Origin of the sequence: Onishia niordana (assembly GCF_004798965.1) — a bacterium.
Lineage (GTDB): Bacteria > Pseudomonadota > Gammaproteobacteria > Pseudomonadales > Halomonadaceae > Onishia > Onishia niordana.
The window spans coordinates 16,318-36,185 of sequence record NZ_SDSD01000009.1 but is presented as its reverse complement, the minus strand read 5'-3'; the positions used below and the strand labels follow the sequence as shown (position 1 = coordinate 36,185).

Sequence of the window (19,868 nt, the reverse complement as noted above, 5' to 3'; positions counted from 1 at the left end):
ATCCAGCGTGATCAACGTAGCGGACAATACGCTCGCTATGGCAGACCTAATAATCGTCCAACAAAAAACGAGGACACCTCTGATGACGTCGAAGACCCTTGCCAGTGCCACCCTGGCCACCCTCGGTATTGCCGCTGCCACCCTGCCGCTGGCCATCAGCGCCCAGGCTGCCACCGAATGGGACATGCCGACTCCCTACGGTGACCGCACCTTCCATACCGTGAACATTCGTGAATTCGCCGATGACGTACGCGAGTCCACCGACGGTGAGCTGGACATCACCGTGCATTCCAACGGTTCACTGATCGGCCATGCCGAGATCAAGAATTCGGTGCGCCGGGGCATCGTGCCCGCCGGGGAGCTGATCATGTCGCGCCTGGCCAATGAGAACCCGATCTTCGAGGTCGACTCGGTGCCCTATCTGGCGGCCAACTACGAGGACGCCTGGTCGCTGTGGGAAGCCTCACGCGAGATCATCGGCGAGGAGCTCGAGAAACAGGGCCTGCGTCTGCTGTTCGCCGTGCCCTGGCCGCCCCAGGGCATCTATGCCCAGCAGCCCATCGAGAAGATCGGTGACCTGCGCAACCTCAAGATGCGCGTCTACAACAGCTCCAGCGAACGACTGGCGGGGCTGGCCAATGCGGTGCCCACCCAGGTCAACAACCCCGACATTCCCACCGCCTTCAGCACCGGTCGCGTCGATGCCATGGTGACCTCACCGACCACCGGCGCCAACTCCAAAGCCTGGGACTTCCTGAGCCACTACAACCACGCCCAGCTGTGGCTGCCCAAGAACATGGTGATCGTCAGCGAACGCGCCTTCTCACGTCTGGATGAAGCCACCCAGCAGGCCGTCCTGGACGCAGCCGAGACCGCCGAGCAGCGCGGTTGGGACATGAGCCGCCAGGAAACCAAGGATGCCGTGATGGTCCTCGAGGAGAATGGCATCGCTGTCAGCGAGCCCACCCCGGAGCTGGCCAAGTCTCTTGAGGACATCGGCAGCATGATGACCGAGGAGTGGGTCGAGCGCGCCGGTCCTCAGGGCATGCAGATTCTCGAGAACTACCGCGACGCCAAGTAAGGCCCCCTCGACACCGTCCGATACCCTGAGCGAGGCGCCGGCCACGGCCGACGCCCTCCCCCTCGCCCAGAGACTGTTACAGGTACTTCAATAGGTACTTCCCCATGCAATTTCGACTCCGCCCGCTGTATGACATCGGGGCCTATGGCGCGGCCCTGTGCCTGTGCTTGATCTGCACCCTCATCACCGCCCAGATCCTCGGCCGACTCACCGACATGGCCGCAGCACAGCTGGGCTTCGACAGCCTGGGGCTGGCCATTCCCGGCCTCTCCGATATCTCCGGTTTCCTGCTGGTGGGCGCCAGCTTCCTCGGGCTCGCCTACACCTTCGTCAATGGCGGCCATATCCGCGTGACCCTGCTGATCGGCAACCTGCCGCCCAGGGTAAGGGTCTTCATCGAACTATGGTGCCTGGGCCTTGCGCTCGTGATGGCGAGCTATCTGGCCTTCTATGAGTATCGCCTGCTGGCCGACAGCATCGCCTTCAACGAGACCTCGTATGGGTTGGTGCCGATCCCGCTGTGGATTCCACAGGGCGTCATGCTGGCAGGCACCCTGCTGTTCTGCCTGGCACTGCTCGAGGCCTGGGTGTCCACCCTGGTCATTGCCCTGACGCGCCCCGCGACCTTCCAGGTCGACGATAGCGGCCACGAATAGCCCTGGAGATTTCCCCATGCTCGTCATGATGACTCTGTTACTTGTCACCCTGCTGCTGCTGCTTGGCAGCGGCGTATGGGTGGCCTTCTCGCTAATGGGGCTCGCCTGGCTCGCCATCAGCCAATTCAGCTCAGTGCCCACCGGTGACGTGATGGCCTCCGACATCTGGAGCGCCAGCCACAGCTGGGAGCTGACCGCCCTGCCAATGTTTATCTGGATGGGCGAGATCCTGTTTCGCTCACGACTCGCCGAGGACATGTTCAGCGGTCTCTCACCCTGGATGCAGCGTATCCCAGGGCGCCTTCTGCACACCAACGTGATCGGCTGTGGCTTGTTCGCCGCCGTTTCCGGCTCGTCGGCGGCCACCTGTGCCACCATGGGCAAGATGTCGATTCCCGAGCTTACTGGCCGCGGCTACGATGAGCGCCTGGTGCTCGGCACCTTGGCCGGTTCGGCGACCCTGGGGCTTTTGATTCCACCTTCGATCATCCTGATCGTCTTTGCCGTCGCCACCGACCAGTCCATCGCCCGCCTGTTCATGGCCGGCGTACTCCCGGGCATCATGTTGATCACGCTGTTCGCCGGCTATCTGATGCTGTGGTCCTGGCGCTACCCGGACAAGGTCCCGCCGGCCGATGCCCGAATCAGCTTCCGTGACAAGCTGCGGGCATCCCGTCGCCTGATTCCGCTGTTCTCACTGATCGTCGGCGTGATCGGCTCGATCTATGCTGGCATCGCTTCGCCTACCGAGGCCGCCGCCGTCGGCGTGGTGCTGTCTCTGCTGCTGGCAAAACTGCAGGGCGCCATGAACGGCAACATCTTCAAGGACGCACTATTGGGCGCGATCAAGACCTCGACCATGATTGCCTTCATCCTCGCCGGTGCCTCCTTCCTGACCGCTGCCATGGGCTTCACCGGCCTGCCCAGTGATCTCGCCGCCTGGATCGCTACCCTGGAGCTCTCCCCGATGATGCTGCTCGCCGTGCTTACGGTGTTCTTCATTATCCTGGGCTGCTTCCTCGACGGCATCTCGGTGGTGGTGTTAACCACCTCGATCATGCTGCCGATGGTCGAGGCCGCCGGTATCGACCTGATCTGGTTCGGCATTTTCCTGGTAATCGTCGTGGAAATGTCGCAGATCACCCCGCCGGTCGGCTTCAACCTCTTCGTCCTGCAGGGCATGACAGGCCGCAGCATTCTGCATATCGCCCGGGCGGCGCTGCCTTTCTTCGGCCTGATGCTGCTGGGTGTTATCCTGATCACCCTTTTCCCGCAGATCGTCACCTACCTGCCCGAGGCCATGGGGAACCGTTGATGAGGAACCGTTGATGAGCAAGGATCGCACTACCGCCCGCACTGACATGGGGCGCCTGGGACCGATAGTGTCGTCGGAGCACCTGTCACGCAGTGCCATGGAACTCTCCGAGTTTGAGTTTGGCATGAACATCTGCGGCCATGCCTTCAACCGCTGGATGGTGCGCTGCATGACGGCGGCAGGGTTCCCGGAGCTCGGCGTGCTAGACGTGCTGGTGCTGCACAGCGTCAACCACCGCGAGCGGGCCAAGCGCCAGGCGGATATCTGCCTGGTGCTCAACGTGGAAGACACCCATACCGTCACCTATGCGCTCAAGAAACTGGGCAAACACGGTTTGGTAGCAGGCGAAAAACAGGGCAAGGAAACCCTTTTTCGTACCACCGCCGAGGGACGTGCGGCCTGCCAGCGCTATGCCGAGATCCGCGAGGCCTGCCTGGTGGAATCGCTGTCGTCGCTGGGCATCGGCCGTGAGGACATGCACCAGATGGCCGGGCTACTACGTGCCATGTCGGGGCTCTACGACCAAGCGGCTCGCTCGGCGGCCTCGCTCTAGGAGCAAGCCTGACAAGATGCAGGCCATCCGGCCTGCATCTTCACCTGCTGGTCACATTTATCAGGCGCATTTCGATGCCCTACACGCCCACACGCCTCGACCTCCTTGACCCATTTGGCATCGCGCCGCTTATCCAGCGTTGGCTGTGCGCGCAGCCGGCGGTCGACTTCGTTGAGAGCGCGACGAGCCGCACCGGAGAGCGTCATGCGGAAAGCGCCAGCGTGAGCGTGACGTCATGGATCAGCCGCACATGGTTGTAGTTGCTGGCCTGACTCTCTTCCTGATGAAGACGGAAGGCACGCTGCTCGCTGCGAGGCAGGCTTTGATACTCGGCGATTACCTGGAACAGCCAAATCTCATCCTGCCATTCAAGCTCCCTGGCGTGCAGATAGCCCAAGGCGCTGATTCCGGGGGCACCGGCGGCATCCGCCTCGTCGACCACCGTAAGGTAGAAGCGCTCGACATCCTGCTTCAGGGCCTGCTGGCGCGCAGCGACGAGGGATTCCTGCTGCTGCTCGGCGGGTTGAGCGGCCTCCACGGTCTGTGGCGAATGCACCGGCACCGGTAGTTGGCGTATCAGCTCGCTGAGCACAGCGGTATCCTGGTGACGGTCCAGCGCAGGCGCCGCCGCTGCAACAAGGGGCGTGGCACGGTTGACCAGTGCCGGGACCTCGCTACGACGGGCATAGTTGCCGGGCACGAAGCCTGGGTGCTCGCGCAGGAATGCGGCCATACCGGCCACCAGGCGACTTTGCGACTGCTGCTGACGAAAGCGTGCCATCAGCTCGGTCAAGCGTCGCTGCACCTCCCGCAGGCTGGTGTAGTGTTGGCTGAGTTGCTGCTGCAACTGGCTGATCAACAACTTGCGCAGGGTGCCATCGCTGCCGACCAGATCGATCAGCTCGTCGAAGTCGATCAGCGTCAGGCCATCCAGAAGGCGCTCGATCTGCTTTTGGGCGCGATGATTCTCGCGAATCTTGTCGTTCAAACGACTGACGAACCCAAAATCGCTGTTGAGGCGCTGCCAGAGGCTATCGATGGCATCGGCGAAGCGACCGTTGAGATCGTCCAACTCCTGGCGCAGGCGCAACAGCTGCTGCTCCTGCTGCCAGTATTCACCGCGACTCCGTGCCTCGCGGTAGCTCTGCACCAGGCTGCGGATAAGCTCCAGGGTCTCGGCGACATCGGCATTGACGTGTCGCCGGGTCTCGTCGGCCAGCATCTCGGCGATCAGATCCCGAACCTTGGGAGACAGCTTCACACCGCTCTGCTCATCCGGGCGCCACAGAATCCGAGCCGCGAGCAACTTGCGCAGCGCTGCATCCGTCAGTGCCTCCAGCGGCACCTCATCGCGGGTATAGCCCTGCATCAGTGCATCGGCGTGCTTGCCCAGCAGCGCGAGCCGTTCGGTACCGGTGGCCAACAGTCGGCTTTCCAGGGTGTGAACCTCGCTCACAGCAGAGCCTCCTGAGTCGTCGGCGCCTCCTCGTCGATGGGCAGGTTCTCCTCGTCACGAATGAAACGCACCAGATCGATCAGATAATCGACCTTGCCGGTCACCAGGTAGACCTGCCGGTCGGCATGCGGCTGAAGCAGATAACCATGCTCCTTAAGGCGCTTGAAGACCTGCTTCAACTGCGCGTCTAGCTGCTCGCTCTGGGAGCCGAAGAAGCTATCGGTGGCAAGCCTCTCCAGCCGCTCGCGAAGGCTTTGGTTATCCTCACACTTGGCGCTGAACTCAGCTGGTTTGAGGACATCGCCAGGCGCCACCAGGGCGTCACGCCCCAGCGCTTCCTGCACCAGCCGCAGCCACTCAAGCAAGGGCAAGAGACTGTGAAGCGTGTCGCCCAACTGTTGGGAGAGTTGTTCCCGGGCCTCATCGTTCAGGTTTCGCCAGGCGAGGAAATAGACGCTGCCTTCGGGGTTGGCGGCCAGCCGCCGATTAAGCGGTCGCAGGTAGGTATCGAGCTGCTCGCGGGTCTGCTCGTCCTGCAGGCGACGAAAGGCGCTCTCGTCGCTCACCGCACAGACGAAATCGCCAGCCAACAAGCGCTCGATCAATGGGCCATGTTCGATCATCCTGCGACCTCCTCGGTAGCGCGGGCCTGCAGCCGCTCGGCCAGGCGACTCAGTCGCGGTTCGATCCGTTTCAGACAACGACGGTTGGCGCGGCTATCGTCGCGATCGATCAGATAGCGGTTATGGAACAGCATCAGCACGTCCGACTCGGGGTTGGGAAAGGCGCCCACGATATGGATGCGGTTGCTGTCGCAGGCATCGAAGAGTTTTTCAACATTGTGATAGGCCAAGGTACCGATCTCATCGATGGGCCAGTGAATGGCGATATCCGCCTGGCCACGCAGCAAGCGAGTGAAGGCAAGCAGAAACTTGCACAGGATCAGGTAGGCCATGCCGTGGCTAGATGACTCCAGAAGCTGGCGATCGTTCTTGATCACCAAGTCGTTGCCACCCTCGTTCAAGTAAAGCTCGAGGCGCAGCAGGCTCTCGAAGCTGTATTGCTGATCGCTGCGCAGCAGGTCCACCACATCAGCCAGCGCATTGAGATAGTCATCGCTGGGCAGGCCGTCACCGCGCCAAGCCCTGAAGTGCTCGGCAAACAGCTTCAACGGCTCCCAGAAACCCAGCTCATCGATGGTCGACTGGATGCGCACCTCGGCCTTGCTGATACCCTCGAGGCGCAGATCGTCGGCGACCTCTTCGGACAAACGACGACTCTGGGCACTGATGCGCCGATTGAGGTCACGGAACACGGTGAAGAACTTGTCCAGGTCATCGCCCAGGTTGCGCCCCTCCTGGATCAACTGCTGCTGCTGATCCTCCAGCAGCTGGAGCATGCCACGCAGTAGCGGTAGCTGACGTCGAGGGTTGCCGGCCTGCTCGGGATCATCTTCCACAAGCTTGGCCCGCTCGGCGTCGAGGGTCTCGACGAAGCCTGCGCTGGCACCCTTGATCAACTCGCTTTCCACCTGCTCGCAGCCCTTGCGCAGGGTATCCAGCTCATGACTGCGACTGGACAGGGCTTGTCGCGCCCGCTCCATGCGTTCATGCACGTCGCCGGGCGCCTCGCTGATCGGCTGAGTCGAGGCGCCAAGCCCCAGGCTGTCCAATTGGCTCAGCAGCGGTTTGAGGGCGTCGATCACCTGCTGCTGTGAGTCGCGTTGGGCCTTGAGTGTCTTGATCGTATCCTGATGTGCCGACTTGGCCGCCTGGAAATCCTGCCTGCATTGCTCGAGTTCGCGCTTGACCGCCTGGAGGTCACGCGACAACACCGCTTCCTTGTCGACCAGCTGTGGCTTGCGCTCGCCCCACTCAACACGCATGAAGCGGGTATAGGCGTCGAGCTCTTCCCGACGCCGAGCCGTGGCCCGGATACGTTCATCGAGCGCTGTCAATCGCGCGCGGGTGTCTCGCAGCGTAACGGGGTCAACGCCCTGCTCCTGCAGCTCACGATCATAGGCGGCTTCAAGTTCCTCGCGTTGACGCCGGTGTTCCTCCTTCAAGTCAACGAGCCGCTGCCTATGCTGGCGAATCTGTTCGTCCAGACCATCCAGGCGGCTCTGCCCATCGGCCTTCAGCTCCAAAAGCTGCGCCTGGTGAGATTCCGCCAATGCCTTAAGCTGCTCATGCTTTTCGTCGCGCAACGCCTGCTGAGCGGCCTCCTGAGCCGCTAGCGCTTCTTCACCCGACAGACGACGCTCTTTCTGCTGCCGGGCATGCCTTTCCTGCTGGTGGCTGCGCGCCTCAAACGCATACTTCACTTCCTCGTCGGCGCGCCTGAGCGCGATCCGCCCCTGCCCCAGGCGCTTATCGGCCTCCCGAACGCGCTCGTGGTCTGACTTGAGCTGCTTCTCGGCTGACTGGAGCTCGGCCTCCGCCCGCTGTCGAGTGTCCTCGGCCGCCTCGATAGCGGCCATCAGGCTGGCTTCGTCCTGGGCGTAATCGGGCAGGTCAATCGCCGCCAGATCCAGCGTCACACCGAAAAGGTCACGCAGTTCTGCTTCCTGCACCTCCTCCGAGAGTTGCGGCGATAAATCGCGACGCTCGAGCAATTCGGGCGCAATCACCTTGCCCAGTTGCTGCTCCCAGCCGGGGCGGTGGTAGCGCAGGAAATGTCGCAGGCTGCCTTGGGCCGGGTCACGTTGCTGATGCAGCGCATAGCCGTGGCGCTCGGCCTCCGATAGCCGCTGTCTGGCCGCTTCGCGCTCACGCTCGGCGGCGTCACGTTCGCGCTTAAGGGTATCGTGCTCGTGGCGCACGCCATCCAGGCTCTCGGATGCTGCATTGCGATCGCTCTGCGCCTGATCCAGGCGTGCCTGGGCCAGTTCGGCCTCCTGGGCCTCTTCCGCGGTCTGGGCGGTGGATGCTAGCTGCGCCTTGAGTTCGGCCAATCGCTCTACACCCTGGGCGAGACGCGCCTGATAACTGTCGTCGAGGGTCGAACGCGCGTCCTGATACCGCGACTCGATGCTGCGCTCGGCCTCCCACTGCTGCTCGCGACTCGCGGTTTTTTCATCGCCCAGCGCATCGACGATCCCCTGGGTTTCCTCTGTCTGCCGTGCCAGCACATCGGCCAGCTCGCGCAGCCGTCCATCCAACTGCGCTTGGCTGGCCTGCACGGCCTCCTGCATGTGGTTCAGGTGTTCGCGAAGCTGCTGGCACTGCTCACGCCACTGGGGCAAGGCCTCCAGATCACGCTCCAGGGCCGGCATATCCGCCTCGGCGAAACGCTCGTACTGCCGCTGAAGGTCGGTCAGCTCGTTTTGGGTACGTTCAAGCTCGCTGTTCAACTCACTGAGGCGGTCGTTAAGGGCATCCCGGCTCTGTTCGTAGTCGCACTCGCGGGCCTGGAAGTCACGCTGATGCACGCCGAGCTGCTCATCGCTATCGGCCAGGCTGCGCTCGGCACGATGTCGGTCGGCTTCCAACTGCGGCTTGAGCTGCCATAGTGTGGCTTCCAGGTCAGCGATATCGCGATCCACCTCGCCAAGCCGCGTCACCAACGTCTGCATAGGCTCCAGGCGCATCGACTGACGCATCTGCGCGATCCAGTCGCGGGCCTTGGTATTGCGAATCCGGGTCACCGGCAGTTCGACGCCATCTTCCTCGAAGATCGCCGCCAGCATGGTCTTGAGGGTATCCATCTTGCCCTCTTTGGCATGCACTGCCGAGATCAACTTCTCCATGTGGCGAATGCGATGCTCGGGCTTCACCAAGCTGAACTGAGCGGCTATCTGGCGTAGCTTGAGGCCATCACGACTGTTGCCATGCAGCTGGGTGAAATCATTCTGGATCACCGAGCGGTATTCGGAGGTAGCGCCCAGCTTGGCCGATACGCTCACCCCATTGCGGCGCAATTCGCTTGCCCACTGACTGTAATCGAGGGCTGCCACACCGGCCTCGCTCTCCACCAGATAGTCTTGTGGGCGATAAGGCGCACCCACGAAGCGATATTCGACGCCGCCATCGCTCTTGCGCGTCAACACGGCCTGGCAGACATTGCCCGCCTCGCGTCGATACTCATATACCAGGTAGCTGTTGCGATGCGGCAGATAGAAGGCATCGAACTTCATGCGCGTCTTGGGCACTACCTTGTTGGGCAGTTCGCCGTAAAACACCGGCACCAGGCGCTGCAGGGTGGTCTTGCCCGAGGCGTTGGTCCCGCAAATATTGGTGTGACCATCGACGTTCAGCTCGACCACACCATCAAGGTGGCCGTGAATCATCACGATGCGTAAAAGATGGGCCATGCCTCGTCCTTATTCATTACTGACATCCATACCCCCTATCTTGCCAGAGGCGGCGCCTGGATGTAGCCCGAACAGGCATCCCGATAGCGGTCTCATCGGCATCTGGCTCGAGCACGGTCGGGCCTTTAGACGGCCAGTGCGATGGGCGCGGTTGGCAGACGACCTTATGAGGCCGAAGAGTTCTTGGGGTTCTTGGAAAGGTGCTTGGGAGAGTCCTTGGGAGAGTCCTTGGGGTTTTTGGGATAGTAGCGCTCCGGCATGCGCTCGATGTGGGCAAAGAACTTGGTGTCCTTGTAGGGCATCTTCATGAAGCCCGACACCCCAAGCCCCTCGATCAGCCCCACTGCAGCCAAAATGTCATCCAATCGCTTGCGAAACTCGTCCTCACGCTCGGGATCCAGTAGCCGGTAGTAGCTATGAATTTTCAGGTGGGTGGGCAGCGCCTCGAAGATGATCATGCCGGTATGGTGGATGGCATTGAGAGCCTCCAGGGAAGTGATGATCTCGTCGGGCAGCACCAGGAATTCTTCCGGGTCGGGACCATCCTCGAAATAGGAATGCACCCTAGTGTGGTCCTCGAGCTCGGGGACCGCGCTGACCTCGTAAGGCAGGCGCATGTCCGGGGTGAGAATAAAAGGCCGATCCGGCCCCAGCCGGTCGACGTGCAGGGTCTCACGCGCATTGAACAGGCAGCTCTTGAAGATCCCACGGCGGTAGATGGCCCTCGCCAGATTAATCATGTTGTTGACGGCGCTGACGAAGGCTTCTTTCAACTCGGGATCATGCAGGTTGAGCGAGATATCGACATAAATACCGTCGGTTTCCCAGCGAATCGCCAGGCCGCCGACCACGGGATAGCGACCAAGCCGGCTGACCGCCGCCAGAAAGGCCTTCTCGGTATCCCCCATGCCCTGCATGAAGTTCTTGTAATAGCGGTCGAGCTGAATGTCATTGACTTCGCTCATCTGCTCCGGCGCCCCTTCCTCTCGCAGGAAGGCCTTGCGCGAGCTGTAGACCACGGTATCGATCTCCCGCTCGGCAGGACGCACCCATACCGGTAGCAGCGGCGTCTCGGGAGGCTCGTCGAGGTCGATCATCACGGTGCGTGCCAGTCGCGGCATCTCGGCAAGGAAGTAGTCGCCGGCTTGCAGGCGCAGTGCCGGGTCCGGCGAGAGCATGGCGTCGAGCAGGCGGGCAAATTCCATGGGCAGGCCAAGCGACGTCGCCGGTATCGCCCGGTGGCCGAAACGACAGGACTGCCCCGACGCCAACGCATAGAGGGTACCGGCCGCGCCCTGCTCATCGAAACGCGGCGAGGAAAGCGCGCCACTGAGCTGCGCTTCACCGATGAAATAGACATCGCCCAGACGGGCGTTGGTCTGCTGCAGGTTATCGGACATCAGCTCCATGACGTTAGTGGCCACGTGCTGCAGTCGCTCGTCGAGCTGCGCGAACACCGACGAGCCCCAGTCGATCAACGCGATGCGCTCGTTGGCAGCATCGAAGACCAGATTCGAGGGCTTGATGTCGCCGTGCACCAGCGGCTTATGCCGCCCAGACTCCTGGCGCAGATGGCCCAGGATATCCGCCAACTGGGCGGCGATGCGCACTACCAGCCGGGGCGCCAGCCGCCCGTGGCGTAATGATACCTCCTCAAGGTTTTCGCCAGGTGCTCGCTCCATGACCAGGATCGACTGGTTACGCACCCGCTGATAGGCAATCAACCGGGGCACCCGTGGGTGATCGACCTGCTCGAGCATAAAGGCCTCTTCCTCGAGCCGATCCTGCAGCTGCTGAGGAAGCGTGATCCGAGTGAACTTGAAGACGTGCTCGACCTCGCCATCGAGATGCCCTGCTCGCCCCGCGAAGACGAAGCCGTAGGCGCCCTTGCCGATCAGCGCGATGTCTCGGTAGCCGAGTTGCTCGAGCTGGGTCTGGCAGAGAGCGACCCAGTCCTTGAGCTTCTTGGCATCATCATGGCTGAGCAGATAGATCGACTGCTCTTCCGGGATATAGAACTGCTGGAGCGATGTTGCCGTCATGAACTCATCCCGTCAGCCTGCGATCCCGGCATGATCCTGAAACAAAGAGTCCTAGCCAAGATGAAGCAGCATGGACTGCGGGGACTCCAGATAGCCCTTCCAGCAATTGACGAAGCGGGCAATGGTACCGCCGTCGATGAGGCGGTGATCACCCGACCAGGTGGCCGTCATGATCGCCCGACTCACCACCTGGCCCTCGGCATCGAAACGCGGCAGTCGCTGCGTCTTACCGATGGCAACGATAGCCACCTCCGGGGCATTGATGATCGGTGTGGCGTAGGTGCCACCCAAAGCACCGATATTAGAGATGCTAATGGTGCCGCCCTTCAGATCCGCAGGCGGTACACGCCCCTCGCGGGCGGCCTGAGTCAAGCGTTCGATCTCGCCGGCGATGGCCAGCAGACTCTTGTCCTCGACACCCTTCACATTGGGTACCATCAGGCCGGCCCGGCTATCCACCGCCATGCCAATGTTGCAAGCACGCTGGTAGTGAATTTCGGTGGCCTCATCATTGAGCCGGCTGTTGAGGATCGGGAATTCCTGTACCGCAAGTGCCAGCGCCTTCATGAAGAAGGGCATCAATGTCAGCCTTGCCCCCAACGCCTCGGCCTGAGGCTTGAGACGCTCGCGCAGCTCCAGCAACTCGGTGACATCGATTTCGTCGCCATAGGCAAAATGCGGAATGGTGCTGGCTGACGCCGCCATGCGCCGAGCCATTACCGCCTGGATCCCCTTGAGCGGCTCGACACGCTCGCCACCTTCGACTCCGGCCATGGTATCACTAGCTTGCGTCGAGCAAACGGAGTGCCCTGCAGCCCGCTCGGGGTCGAGGTGGCGATCTTCTGACGGGGCGTCTTTTCCCTGCTCAAGATAACGCAACACGTCGTCCTTGAGCACCCGACCGTCCTTGCCCGAGCCAGAAATGGCAGATAGGCTCAACTCGTACTCGCGCACCAACCGGCGTACCGCCGGGCTCGCCGGAATGCGTCCGAAGGCGCCGCGGCCGCCACCTGAAGTGGCCTGACTCTCATTTACGTCGCGGCGGTCTTCATTGGCGGTGTTGTTTCCTGTCCGTGGGGCAGTATTCTCGCTTGTTTCGTGTTTCAGACTAACTGGCCTGTCTCCCGTGGGCTCAGCGGCAGTGGCCGTTGCCGGTGCCTCGGGCAAGTAAGCGAATAGTGGCGAATGTACGCGGGCATGCTCACCCTGCTGGTAGTAAAGCCGGCTTACGCGGCCGGCCTCCGGCGCAGTGATCTCCACCAGCGCCTTGTCGGTCATCACATCGACCACCGGCTGGTCTTCGGCGATCTCATCACCCTCCTGGATACGCCACTCGACGATCTCGCACTCGACGATACCCTCGCCGATATCCGGCAGGATAAAGTCGACAGCGTCGGCCTCAAGCGTTGCTGCCGGAGTGTCCGGCTGTGGCGCTGGCGTCTCACCGGAGTCCCTTCGTTGCCCTGTGTGCGGGGAATCCGCTGCTGCCCTTTCCGCCTTCGGTGCCCCTTGGCTTGCCTTTTCGGCTTGGTCGGTCTGGCTGGCCTCGTCTCCCACCAGGGCAAAGAGCGGCGCATGCACCTTGGCGATCTCGCCCTCCTGGTAGTACAACCGAGTCACCCGGCCATGATAAGGCGCGGGAATTTCCACCAGCGCCTTGTCGGTCATCACCTCGGCGACGGGCTGATCTTCCTCGATCACGTCGCCCTCGCCGACCAGCCACTTGACCACTTCGCACTCCACGATACCTTCACCGATATCGGGCAGCATAAAATCGCTCATCGTTGCTCTCCTGTCCGGATATCGGAACCTAGTACGCCATGCTCGCCTTGATCGCCTCGAAGACCTTGAGGCGATCGGGCAGGTATTCCTTCTCCAGCGTCAGCGGGAAGGGCGTATCCAGGCCGGTGACCCGGCTGATCGGCGACTCCAGGTACAGGAAACAGCGTTCCTGGATGGTGGCGGCGATCTCGCCGGCGAAGCCGCCGGTCAGCGGGGCCTCGTGGCTGATCACCAGTCGGCCGGTCTTGAGCACCGAGGTCGCCACGGTATCGACGTCCCAGGGCAGGATGCTGCGCAAATCGATGATCTCGCAGGAGATGCCTTCTTTCTCGGCGAGCTCGGCGGCCTCCTCGATGACCTCCATCTGAGCGCCCCAAGCCAGCAGGGTGATATCGCTGCCCTCCTTGATCACCTCGGCCTCGCCGAGCGGCAGCTCATAATCGCTCTCCGGCACCTCGCCGGTCGAGGCCCGATAGAGCCGCTTGGGCTCGAAGAACAGCACAGGGTTGGGGTCACGGATGGCCGCTAGCAGCAGGCCCTTGGCCTGATGCGGGTTGCGGGGCACCACGACCTTGAGGCCAGGGGTGTGCGCGAAGTAGGCCTCCGGCGACTGGGAATGATAGAGGCCGCCGGCAATGCCGCCACCATAGGGGGCACGGATGGTCAGGCCACCGACATTGAACAGACTGCCCGAGCGATAACGAAACTTGGCCGATTCGTTAACGATCTGATCGAAGGCCGGAAAGATGTAATCGGCGAACTGGATCTCCGCCACTGGTGTCGAGCCCTGGGCGGCCAAGCCGTTGGCGAAGCCGATGATGCCCTGCTCAACCAGCGGGGTATTGAAACAGCGCGCCTTGCCGTATTTGTCCTGCAGATGGCTGGTGGCTCGAAAGACGCCACCGAAGCCACCGACGTCTTCACCGAAGCACAGCACCCGCTCATTGTCGGCCATGGCGATATCCAGCGCCTGGTTGATCGCCTGCAGCAGATTCAGGGTCGCCATCTCAGTACCCTCCCTGGCCGGTCACGGCACCCGAAGATGTCGACGAGCCTTGGGGAGAATGCTCGGAAGCACTCTTGTGGGCACTCTTGGGATAAGCTTCGGGATAACGACGAATATGTGTTTCCAGGGCGGCCAGCTGTTCCTTCAATTGCGGCGTGGGCGTGTCATAGACATCGGTAATAAGGCTCTCCAAAGGCGGCGCCGGGCGCTTCTGGGCAACTTTCATGGTCTCCAAGACTTCGCGGCGCAGGCGCTCCTGCAAGGCCTTCTCTTCGTCGTCGCTCCACCACTCACGATCTTCCAGCCAGCGGCGCAGACGCAGGATGGGGTCCTTCTCTCGCCAGGCTTCCTCCTCTTTTTTGCTGCGATAGCCTGAGGGGTCATCGGAAGACGAGTGGGCCGCCAGGCGATAGGTCATGGCCTCAATCAGCACCGGCTGGTTCTGCTCGACGGCCAGCCGACGCGCCTCAAGCGTAGCCTGATAGACCGCCAGCACGTCGTTGCCGTCGACCCGAATGACACGCATCTTGTAGCCGAAGGCCCGCGGGGCCACGCCGTCGGCGGCAAATTGCTCGACCGCCGGAGTGGAGATCGCATAGCCATTGTTGCGACAGAAGAAGATCACCGGCACCTTGTGCACCGCTGCCATGTTCAGCGCCGCATGGAAATCGCCCTCCGAGGCGGCGCCCTCGCCAAAGTAGGTGATGGTGCAGTGGCCGTCACCGGCAAGCTTCTGACCATAGGCATAGCCGGTGGCCTGAGGAATCTGGGTAGCCAACGGTGAGGAGATGGTCATGTAATGCAGCTTGGCCGAGCCATAGTGGATCGGCATCTGGCGGCCCTTGCCGTAGTCATGCTCATTGCCGAACATCTGATTCATGAATTCATCGCAGCTGAAGCCGCGATAGGCCAGTGCTCCCTGCTCGCGATACTGAGCCATGATCATGTCGGCATCATCCAGGGCCGCGGTGCTGCCGATCACTGCGGCCTCCTCACCGGTGCACTGCATATAGAAGCTCAATCGGCCCTGGCGCTGGGCGGCCAGCATGCGTTCGTCGAGCACCCGGGTGAAGACCATGGCGTGGTAGATACGCAATGCCTTATCGCGATCGAGATCTGGCACTGTGGCGCCTTCGTATAGGCTGCCGTCCTGCTTGAGTAACGCAAAGGTGTCGATCGAAAACTCATCGCCTTCAAGGAAGTGCGGAGAGTGGACGAGCGAGGAAGTGGCTCTTGTCATGATGCTCTTCCCTGGGGTGGTGGTGAAAAGCCTCACGCCCCTTGTGGGAGCATGATTATTCAGAAGATAGTCATAAACCACGGCCGCAGCATAACCGGATAGAAGGCAACCCGCCGGCACAAGTTTACGTTAACGTAAGATAGAATCTTTCCAAGGGGACTGTATAGCCATACTGCCTGATACCTTGGTCGCAGAGGTTGTATCGAGATAGGGCTGAAACCAAACCCACATCGCCGACCTGCTGGTTGAGCCGTAAGTGTGAGGAAAGATCTTGGACGGTAGGCATGACGGTCGCGAAAAGCACCATGGGGCAAAACCAAGGAGAACTCGGGAGGGATTATGTCTGAGAAGGGAGATGTCAGTGGCGAGACGGCAGCAGACGCGCGAACACACTATCAATGGAAAGCGCTAGCACTCCGATCAGGATGGCCCCCTGCAGAATGTAGGCGGTGTTTCCGTTGATGATGCCGGCGATGATTGGATCACCAAGGGTCTTGGCGCCGATGGTCGAGCCAATGGCAGCGGTGGCGATGCCGACAGTGACCGAGGTGCGGATGCCGGCCAGGATGATAGGCGCGGCTAGGGGAAGCTCAAGCTGAAACAGTACCTGGCTTGGCGACATGCCCATGCCGCGGGCAGCCTCACGGGTCGCAGGATCTACCTCACCGATACCGACAAGCGTATTACGCACGATCGGCAGCAGACCATAGAGCACCAGGGCCACCACGGTGGGCAGGCCACCAAACCCCAGCCACGGGACCGCCAGGGCCAACACTGCCACCGGGGGAAAGGTCTGCCCAATGGAGGCCAGCTGGCTGACCAACGGCAGGAAGTCGCGCCCCCAGGGCCGGGTGACCATGATGGCGGCACTCACCCCACAGACGATGGCAATGGTCGAGGCAACGGCGACCAGCAGCAGATGATTGGTCAGCAGATCGACGAAGGCATCGCGACGATAGATGGGCTCTCGCGCCTCAGGATCGATGGCGGCAAACAGCGGCCCCAGATGCGGCATCACGATCAACAAGCCCGCCAGCGCCGAAAACCATGCAAAAGGCGCAGCCCAGCGCCGCCAGGGAAATTCACTCACACCGGGTAACGTTTCAGCGCTCATCACGACGCTCCTGAGGCGTGGCAGGCGCCGTGTCATTGTCTGCAGCATCTGCATCAACCGCATCGCCTTTGCGAGCATCTGTGCCGGGAGCATCGGTCGCGTCGTCGCTGGCCTCGAGACTGGTCTGAACCTTATCCGTCTTGTCAGCGGGCACACTCTTGCGCTGCATGATGTCATCCACGCCCAGCGTCCCTACCGTGCGATCGCGTTCATCTACCACGGTCAGGCTCGATAGCCGGTGCAGCAGCATCACCGATAGTGCCTGTCGCAAGTCATCATCGGCCCCTACCGCCGCTGCAGTGGTCTGACGCCGCGCGCCGGTTGGATGCATCACATCACGCACCCGTATCAGACCAGCCTGCTTGAGGCCCCGGTCGCGTCCACCAAGCAATGACTCGACGAACGCATCAGCCGGTGCCGACAAAAGCTCTTTGGGGCTGCCCTGCTGCACGATCTGTCCGCGATTCATGACCACGATGCGATCCGCAAGCTTCAGGGCCTCTTCCATGTCGTGGGTCACGAAGACGATGGTCTTGCTCAAGCGGGCCTGAAGTCTGAGCAGTTCATCCTGCAAGGCTTCACGGGTGATGGGGTCGAGGGCACCGAAAGGTTCATCCATCAGCAGGATGTCAGGGTCAGCCGCTAGTGCACGGGCCACGCCGACGCGCTGTGCCTGACCGCCAGATAGCTGATGAGGATACTTTCCATTGAACTCGGATTCCTTGAGTCCGAGTAAGGCCATAAGTTCGCGAGTTCGCTTCTCGATACGTTCGGCGGGCCATTTCAATAGCCGCGGCACCAGGCCGATGTTGCGCGCCACCGTCCAGTGCGGGAAGAGCCCAGTACTCTGGATGGCATAACCGATACGCCGACGCAGCGCTTGCTCGTTGATTTCGCGAATGGGCTGACCATCGATATGGATCTCGCCATCGCTGTGCTCGATCAGGCGATTGATCATGCGCAGGGTCGTGGACTTGCCGCAGCCCGAGGTACCCACCAGCACGCACAACTCGCCAGTGGCGATGGCCAGTGAAAGATCATCAACGGCGGTATCGCCGCCAAAGCGCTTGGAGACATTTTTAAGCTCGATACGCACTTGCTCAGTCATCACGAGCTCCTTGTCGCAGCGCCCCGGCAAGGGCCGTCAGTAAACCGTCAACCACGACCGCCATGACGATGATCGGCAAAGCGCCGAGCAACACAAGATCCATGGCGGCCTGCCCAAGCCCCTGGAAGACGAAGGTGCCAAGCCCGCCGGCACCGATCAGGGCGGCCACCGCCGCTAGACCGATCGCCTGGACGCTGGTAATGCGCACCCCTTCGATCAATACCGGCAATGCCAACGGCAAGCGCACTTGCAGAAAGACCTGACGCGGACTCATGCCCATACCACGAGCCGATTCGATCACACCGGGATCGACATCCGCGAGTGCCACGAAGGTGTTGCGTGTCATCGGCAAGAGGCTGTACCCCACCAGCGCGATCAGGGCAGGCGCGGCGCCAATTCCCTGCACACCGATTGCCGCCAGCCAGTCGAAACGGTCGGCGAGCCAGGCCAGTGGGGCCAGCAGCAGGCCAAACAAGGCCAGGCTGGGGATCGTCTGAATCAGGCTCAGGACACCATTGATGCCTCGCTCAAGCCGTGACCAGCGGCGCATGGCCAAGGCCAGGCAAAAGCCCAACATCAGGCTCACCCCCACGGCCGAGGCTACCAAGAGGCTGTGATAGGCAAGCGCGTCGATAAACTTATCGCTGCGCCCCAGGTATTCCTGCATCAGGGAAAGTTTATCCAGCACCCCACTGGCAAGCGCCAAGGCCCAGGACCCCAGCATCAGCCCCCCTAGAACCCACCAGCTGCCAGGCGGCAGCCGCAGGCGTCCCTTGAGTTCGATCAGGGCCAACATGAATACGAACAACACGACCCAGAAGCCAGCCGCTAGCCCCGCCCGGGCATAGGGCGCGTCCGGGTCGATGAAGACATGACAGAACCCGGCAAGCGCCCAGGGCATGCCGAGCATGGCAAGAAGGGTCAGACCCAGCGCCCAGAGAAGCCTTTCTGACGATGCCCGCCAGGCCAGACCGCCAACGCCCAGCGGCAGTAAGACCAGAAGCAGACTGGCAGGCCCCATGATCGCCCATAGGCTCATGCCTTGCCCCGGCACGATGCGATTGGGTTGAACGCTGGCGAGATCCAGCAACAGCAGTGCGACCAGCGCTGCCGGCATCAGTGCCAGCAGCACCCGGTTAGGAGGCGCCGAATGCGGCTGAGACAATGACGAGGAAGCCGACACGCTTGCGAGAGCCCGCCCAGAGATGCTTATTGCTCGAGCTGGTCGAGGAAGTTCGCCGCGACCTTGGCGGGGTCGGCGCCGTTGACGGCCACTTCACCGTTCAGACGCTGCAATGTCTCAAGATCCAGGGCATCGAAGACCGGTGAGAGCAGTTCAGGGATCTTCGGATAGGCCTTGAGGACGTCTTCGCGTACCAGGGGGGCGGGCTGATAGACAGGCTGTACGCCGAGCGTATCATCGAGCACGCGCAGGCCCAGAGCATTCAGGCCACCATCGGTGCCGTAGGCCATGGCAGCGTTGACGCCATTGGTCTGCAGGGCAGCCGCGCGCAGGGTCGCGGCAGTGTTGCCACCGGAGAGCACCACCAGCTGATCGGAGTCAAGCTCAAAACCGTAGGCTTCCTGGAATGCCGGCAGTGCTGCCTCGGATTCAACGAACTCGGCGCTGGCGGCAAACTTGAACTCGCCTCCATCGGCCAAATACTGCGACAGATCTTCGAGCGACTCGAGGCCATGCTCACTTGCCAGGTCGTCGCGCACACTGATCGCCCAGGTGTTGTTGGCCTCTGCTGGTGTCAGCCACACCAGATCATTGGCCTCACGATCGAGCTCGCTGACCTTGTCATGCGCCTTGTCAGCATTCTTCCAGACTGGGCTATCCGCCATGTCGAAGAAGAAGGCGCCATTGCCGGTGTACTCAGGGTAGATATCGATTTCGCCGGCGATGATCGCCTCGCGCACGATGCTGGTGCCACCCAACTGGAGCCGGTTCTCGGTCTCGATCCCGCCAGCCTCTAGCGACTGCAGGATCAATTCGCCGAGTACCGAGCCCTCAGTGTCAATTTTAGAGGACACAACCACCGGCTCCGCCGCCTGTGCCTGTCCGATTACGGCAGTGGCTGCCAATGCTGCAATCCATGTCATTGTCTGCTTCATTGCGCTTACCCCAGTCGGTGGTGTGACAAGTTTCACATCAGTATAAGGAACTGACGTTACAATGTCAGGAAGGCCCCATCGGCAC

The 19,868-nt window shown here is 61.7% G+C and carries 15 protein-coding genes and 1 pseudogene; 4 read left to right on the top strand and 12 right to left on the bottom strand.

Going from position 1 to position 19,868, the window contains the following annotated elements:
• Nucleotides 1-82: 82 nt before the first annotated feature.
• The 4 genes from ETC27_RS14850 to ETC27_RS14835 all read left to right on the top strand — a co-directional run bounded on the left by ETC27_RS14850 (nucleotide 83) and on the right by ETC27_RS14835 (nucleotide 3,605).
• A complete protein-coding gene (locus ETC27_RS14850) occupies nucleotides 83-1,081 on the top strand; it encodes a TRAP transporter substrate-binding protein (RefSeq protein WP_136255787.1) in 999 nt (332 codons plus the stop codon).
• Nucleotides 1,082-1,185: 104 nt separating this feature from the next.
• Nucleotides 1,186-1,737, top strand: coding sequence for a TRAP transporter small permease (locus ETC27_RS14845; RefSeq protein WP_136255786.1), 552 nt, complete (start codon nucleotides 1,186-1,188; stop codon nucleotides 1,735-1,737).
• 16 nt (nucleotides 1,738-1,753) lie between these two features.
• Entirely contained in the window at nucleotides 1,754-3,052 is a 1,299-nt protein-coding gene (locus ETC27_RS14840) for a TRAP transporter large permease (protein WP_136255785.1), read from the top strand.
• 13 nt (nucleotides 3,053-3,065) lie between these two features.
• On the top strand, nucleotides 3,066-3,605 hold the full coding sequence (locus ETC27_RS14835; protein WP_136255784.1) for a winged helix DNA-binding protein: 540 nt from the start codon (nucleotides 3,066-3,068) through the stop codon (nucleotides 3,603-3,605).
• Nucleotides 3,606-3,807: 202 nt separating this feature from the next.
• On the opposite strand, the gene ETC27_RS14830 is transcribed toward ETC27_RS14835, so the two are convergent.
• From ETC27_RS14830 to osmF, 12 genes and pseudogenes are all read right to left on the bottom strand, one after another.
• Nucleotides 3,808-5,061: a DUF445 domain-containing protein gene (locus tag ETC27_RS14830; RefSeq protein WP_136255783.1), complete on the bottom strand. Its 1,254-nt coding sequence runs from the start codon at nucleotides 5,059-5,061 to the stop codon at nucleotides 3,808-3,810.
• A complete protein-coding gene (locus tag ETC27_RS14825; RefSeq protein WP_136255782.1) occupies nucleotides 5,058-5,684 on the bottom strand; it encodes a condensin complex protein MksE in 627 nt (208 codons plus the stop codon). The genes ETC27_RS14830 and ETC27_RS14825 overlap by 4 nt, the downstream gene beginning before the upstream one ends.
• Nucleotides 5,681-9,373, bottom strand: coding sequence for an ATP-binding protein (locus ETC27_RS14820; RefSeq protein ID WP_136255781.1), 3,693 nt, complete (start codon nucleotides 9,371-9,373; stop codon nucleotides 5,681-5,683). The genes ETC27_RS14825 and ETC27_RS14820 overlap by 4 nt, the downstream gene beginning before the upstream one ends.
• Before the next feature lie 164 nt (nucleotides 9,374-9,537).
• The gene (locus ETC27_RS14815; protein ID WP_136255780.1) at nucleotides 9,538-11,415 is read right to left on the bottom strand and encodes a protein kinase domain-containing protein; all 1,878 of its coding nucleotides are present in this window, start codon (nucleotides 11,413-11,415) and stop codon (nucleotides 9,538-9,540) included.
• 51 nt (nucleotides 11,416-11,466) lie between these two features.
• Nucleotides 11,467-12,795, bottom strand: a complete 1,329-nt coding sequence (locus ETC27_RS14810; protein WP_439331813.1) for a 2-oxo acid dehydrogenase subunit E2 — start codon at nucleotides 12,793-12,795, stop codon at nucleotides 11,467-11,469.
• Nucleotides 12,796-13,035: 240 nt separating this feature from the next.
• Nucleotides 13,036-13,185, bottom strand: a pseudogene (locus tag ETC27_RS18440) (biotin/lipoyl-containing protein); the annotation flags it as partial.
• Nucleotides 13,186-13,225: 40 nt separating this feature from the next.
• Nucleotides 13,226-14,203: an alpha-ketoacid dehydrogenase subunit beta gene (locus ETC27_RS14805; protein WP_136255778.1), complete on the bottom strand. Its 978-nt coding sequence runs from the start codon at nucleotides 14,201-14,203 to the stop codon at nucleotides 13,226-13,228.
• A 1-nt stretch (nucleotide 14,204) separates the two neighbouring features.
• Nucleotides 14,205-15,443, bottom strand: coding sequence for a thiamine pyrophosphate-dependent dehydrogenase E1 component subunit alpha (locus ETC27_RS14800; RefSeq protein ID WP_136255777.1), 1,239 nt, complete (start codon nucleotides 15,441-15,443; stop codon nucleotides 14,205-14,207).
• A 358-nt stretch (nucleotides 15,444-15,801) separates the two neighbouring features.
• Nucleotides 15,802-16,557, bottom strand: a complete 756-nt coding sequence (locus tag ETC27_RS14795) for an ABC transporter permease (RefSeq protein WP_205742748.1) — start codon at nucleotides 16,555-16,557, stop codon at nucleotides 15,802-15,804.
• Nucleotides 16,547-17,665 (bottom strand): ABC transporter ATP-binding protein, encoded by a 1,119-nt coding sequence (locus ETC27_RS14790; protein WP_136255776.1) that lies wholly within the window; start codon nucleotides 17,663-17,665, stop codon nucleotides 16,547-16,549. Before ETC27_RS14790 ends, ETC27_RS14795 begins: the two co-directional genes overlap by 11 nt.
• Nucleotides 17,658-18,830 (bottom strand): ABC transporter permease, encoded by a 1,173-nt coding sequence (locus ETC27_RS14785; RefSeq protein WP_240724936.1) that lies wholly within the window; start codon nucleotides 18,828-18,830, stop codon nucleotides 17,658-17,660. The genes ETC27_RS14790 and ETC27_RS14785 overlap by 8 nt, the downstream gene beginning before the upstream one ends.
• A 44-nt stretch (nucleotides 18,831-18,874) precedes the next feature.
• A complete protein-coding gene (osmF, locus tag ETC27_RS14780; RefSeq protein ID WP_439331812.1) occupies nucleotides 18,875-19,771 on the bottom strand; it encodes a glycine betaine ABC transporter substrate-binding protein OsmF in 897 nt (298 codons plus the stop codon).
• Nucleotides 19,772-19,868: the final 97 nt, after the last annotated feature.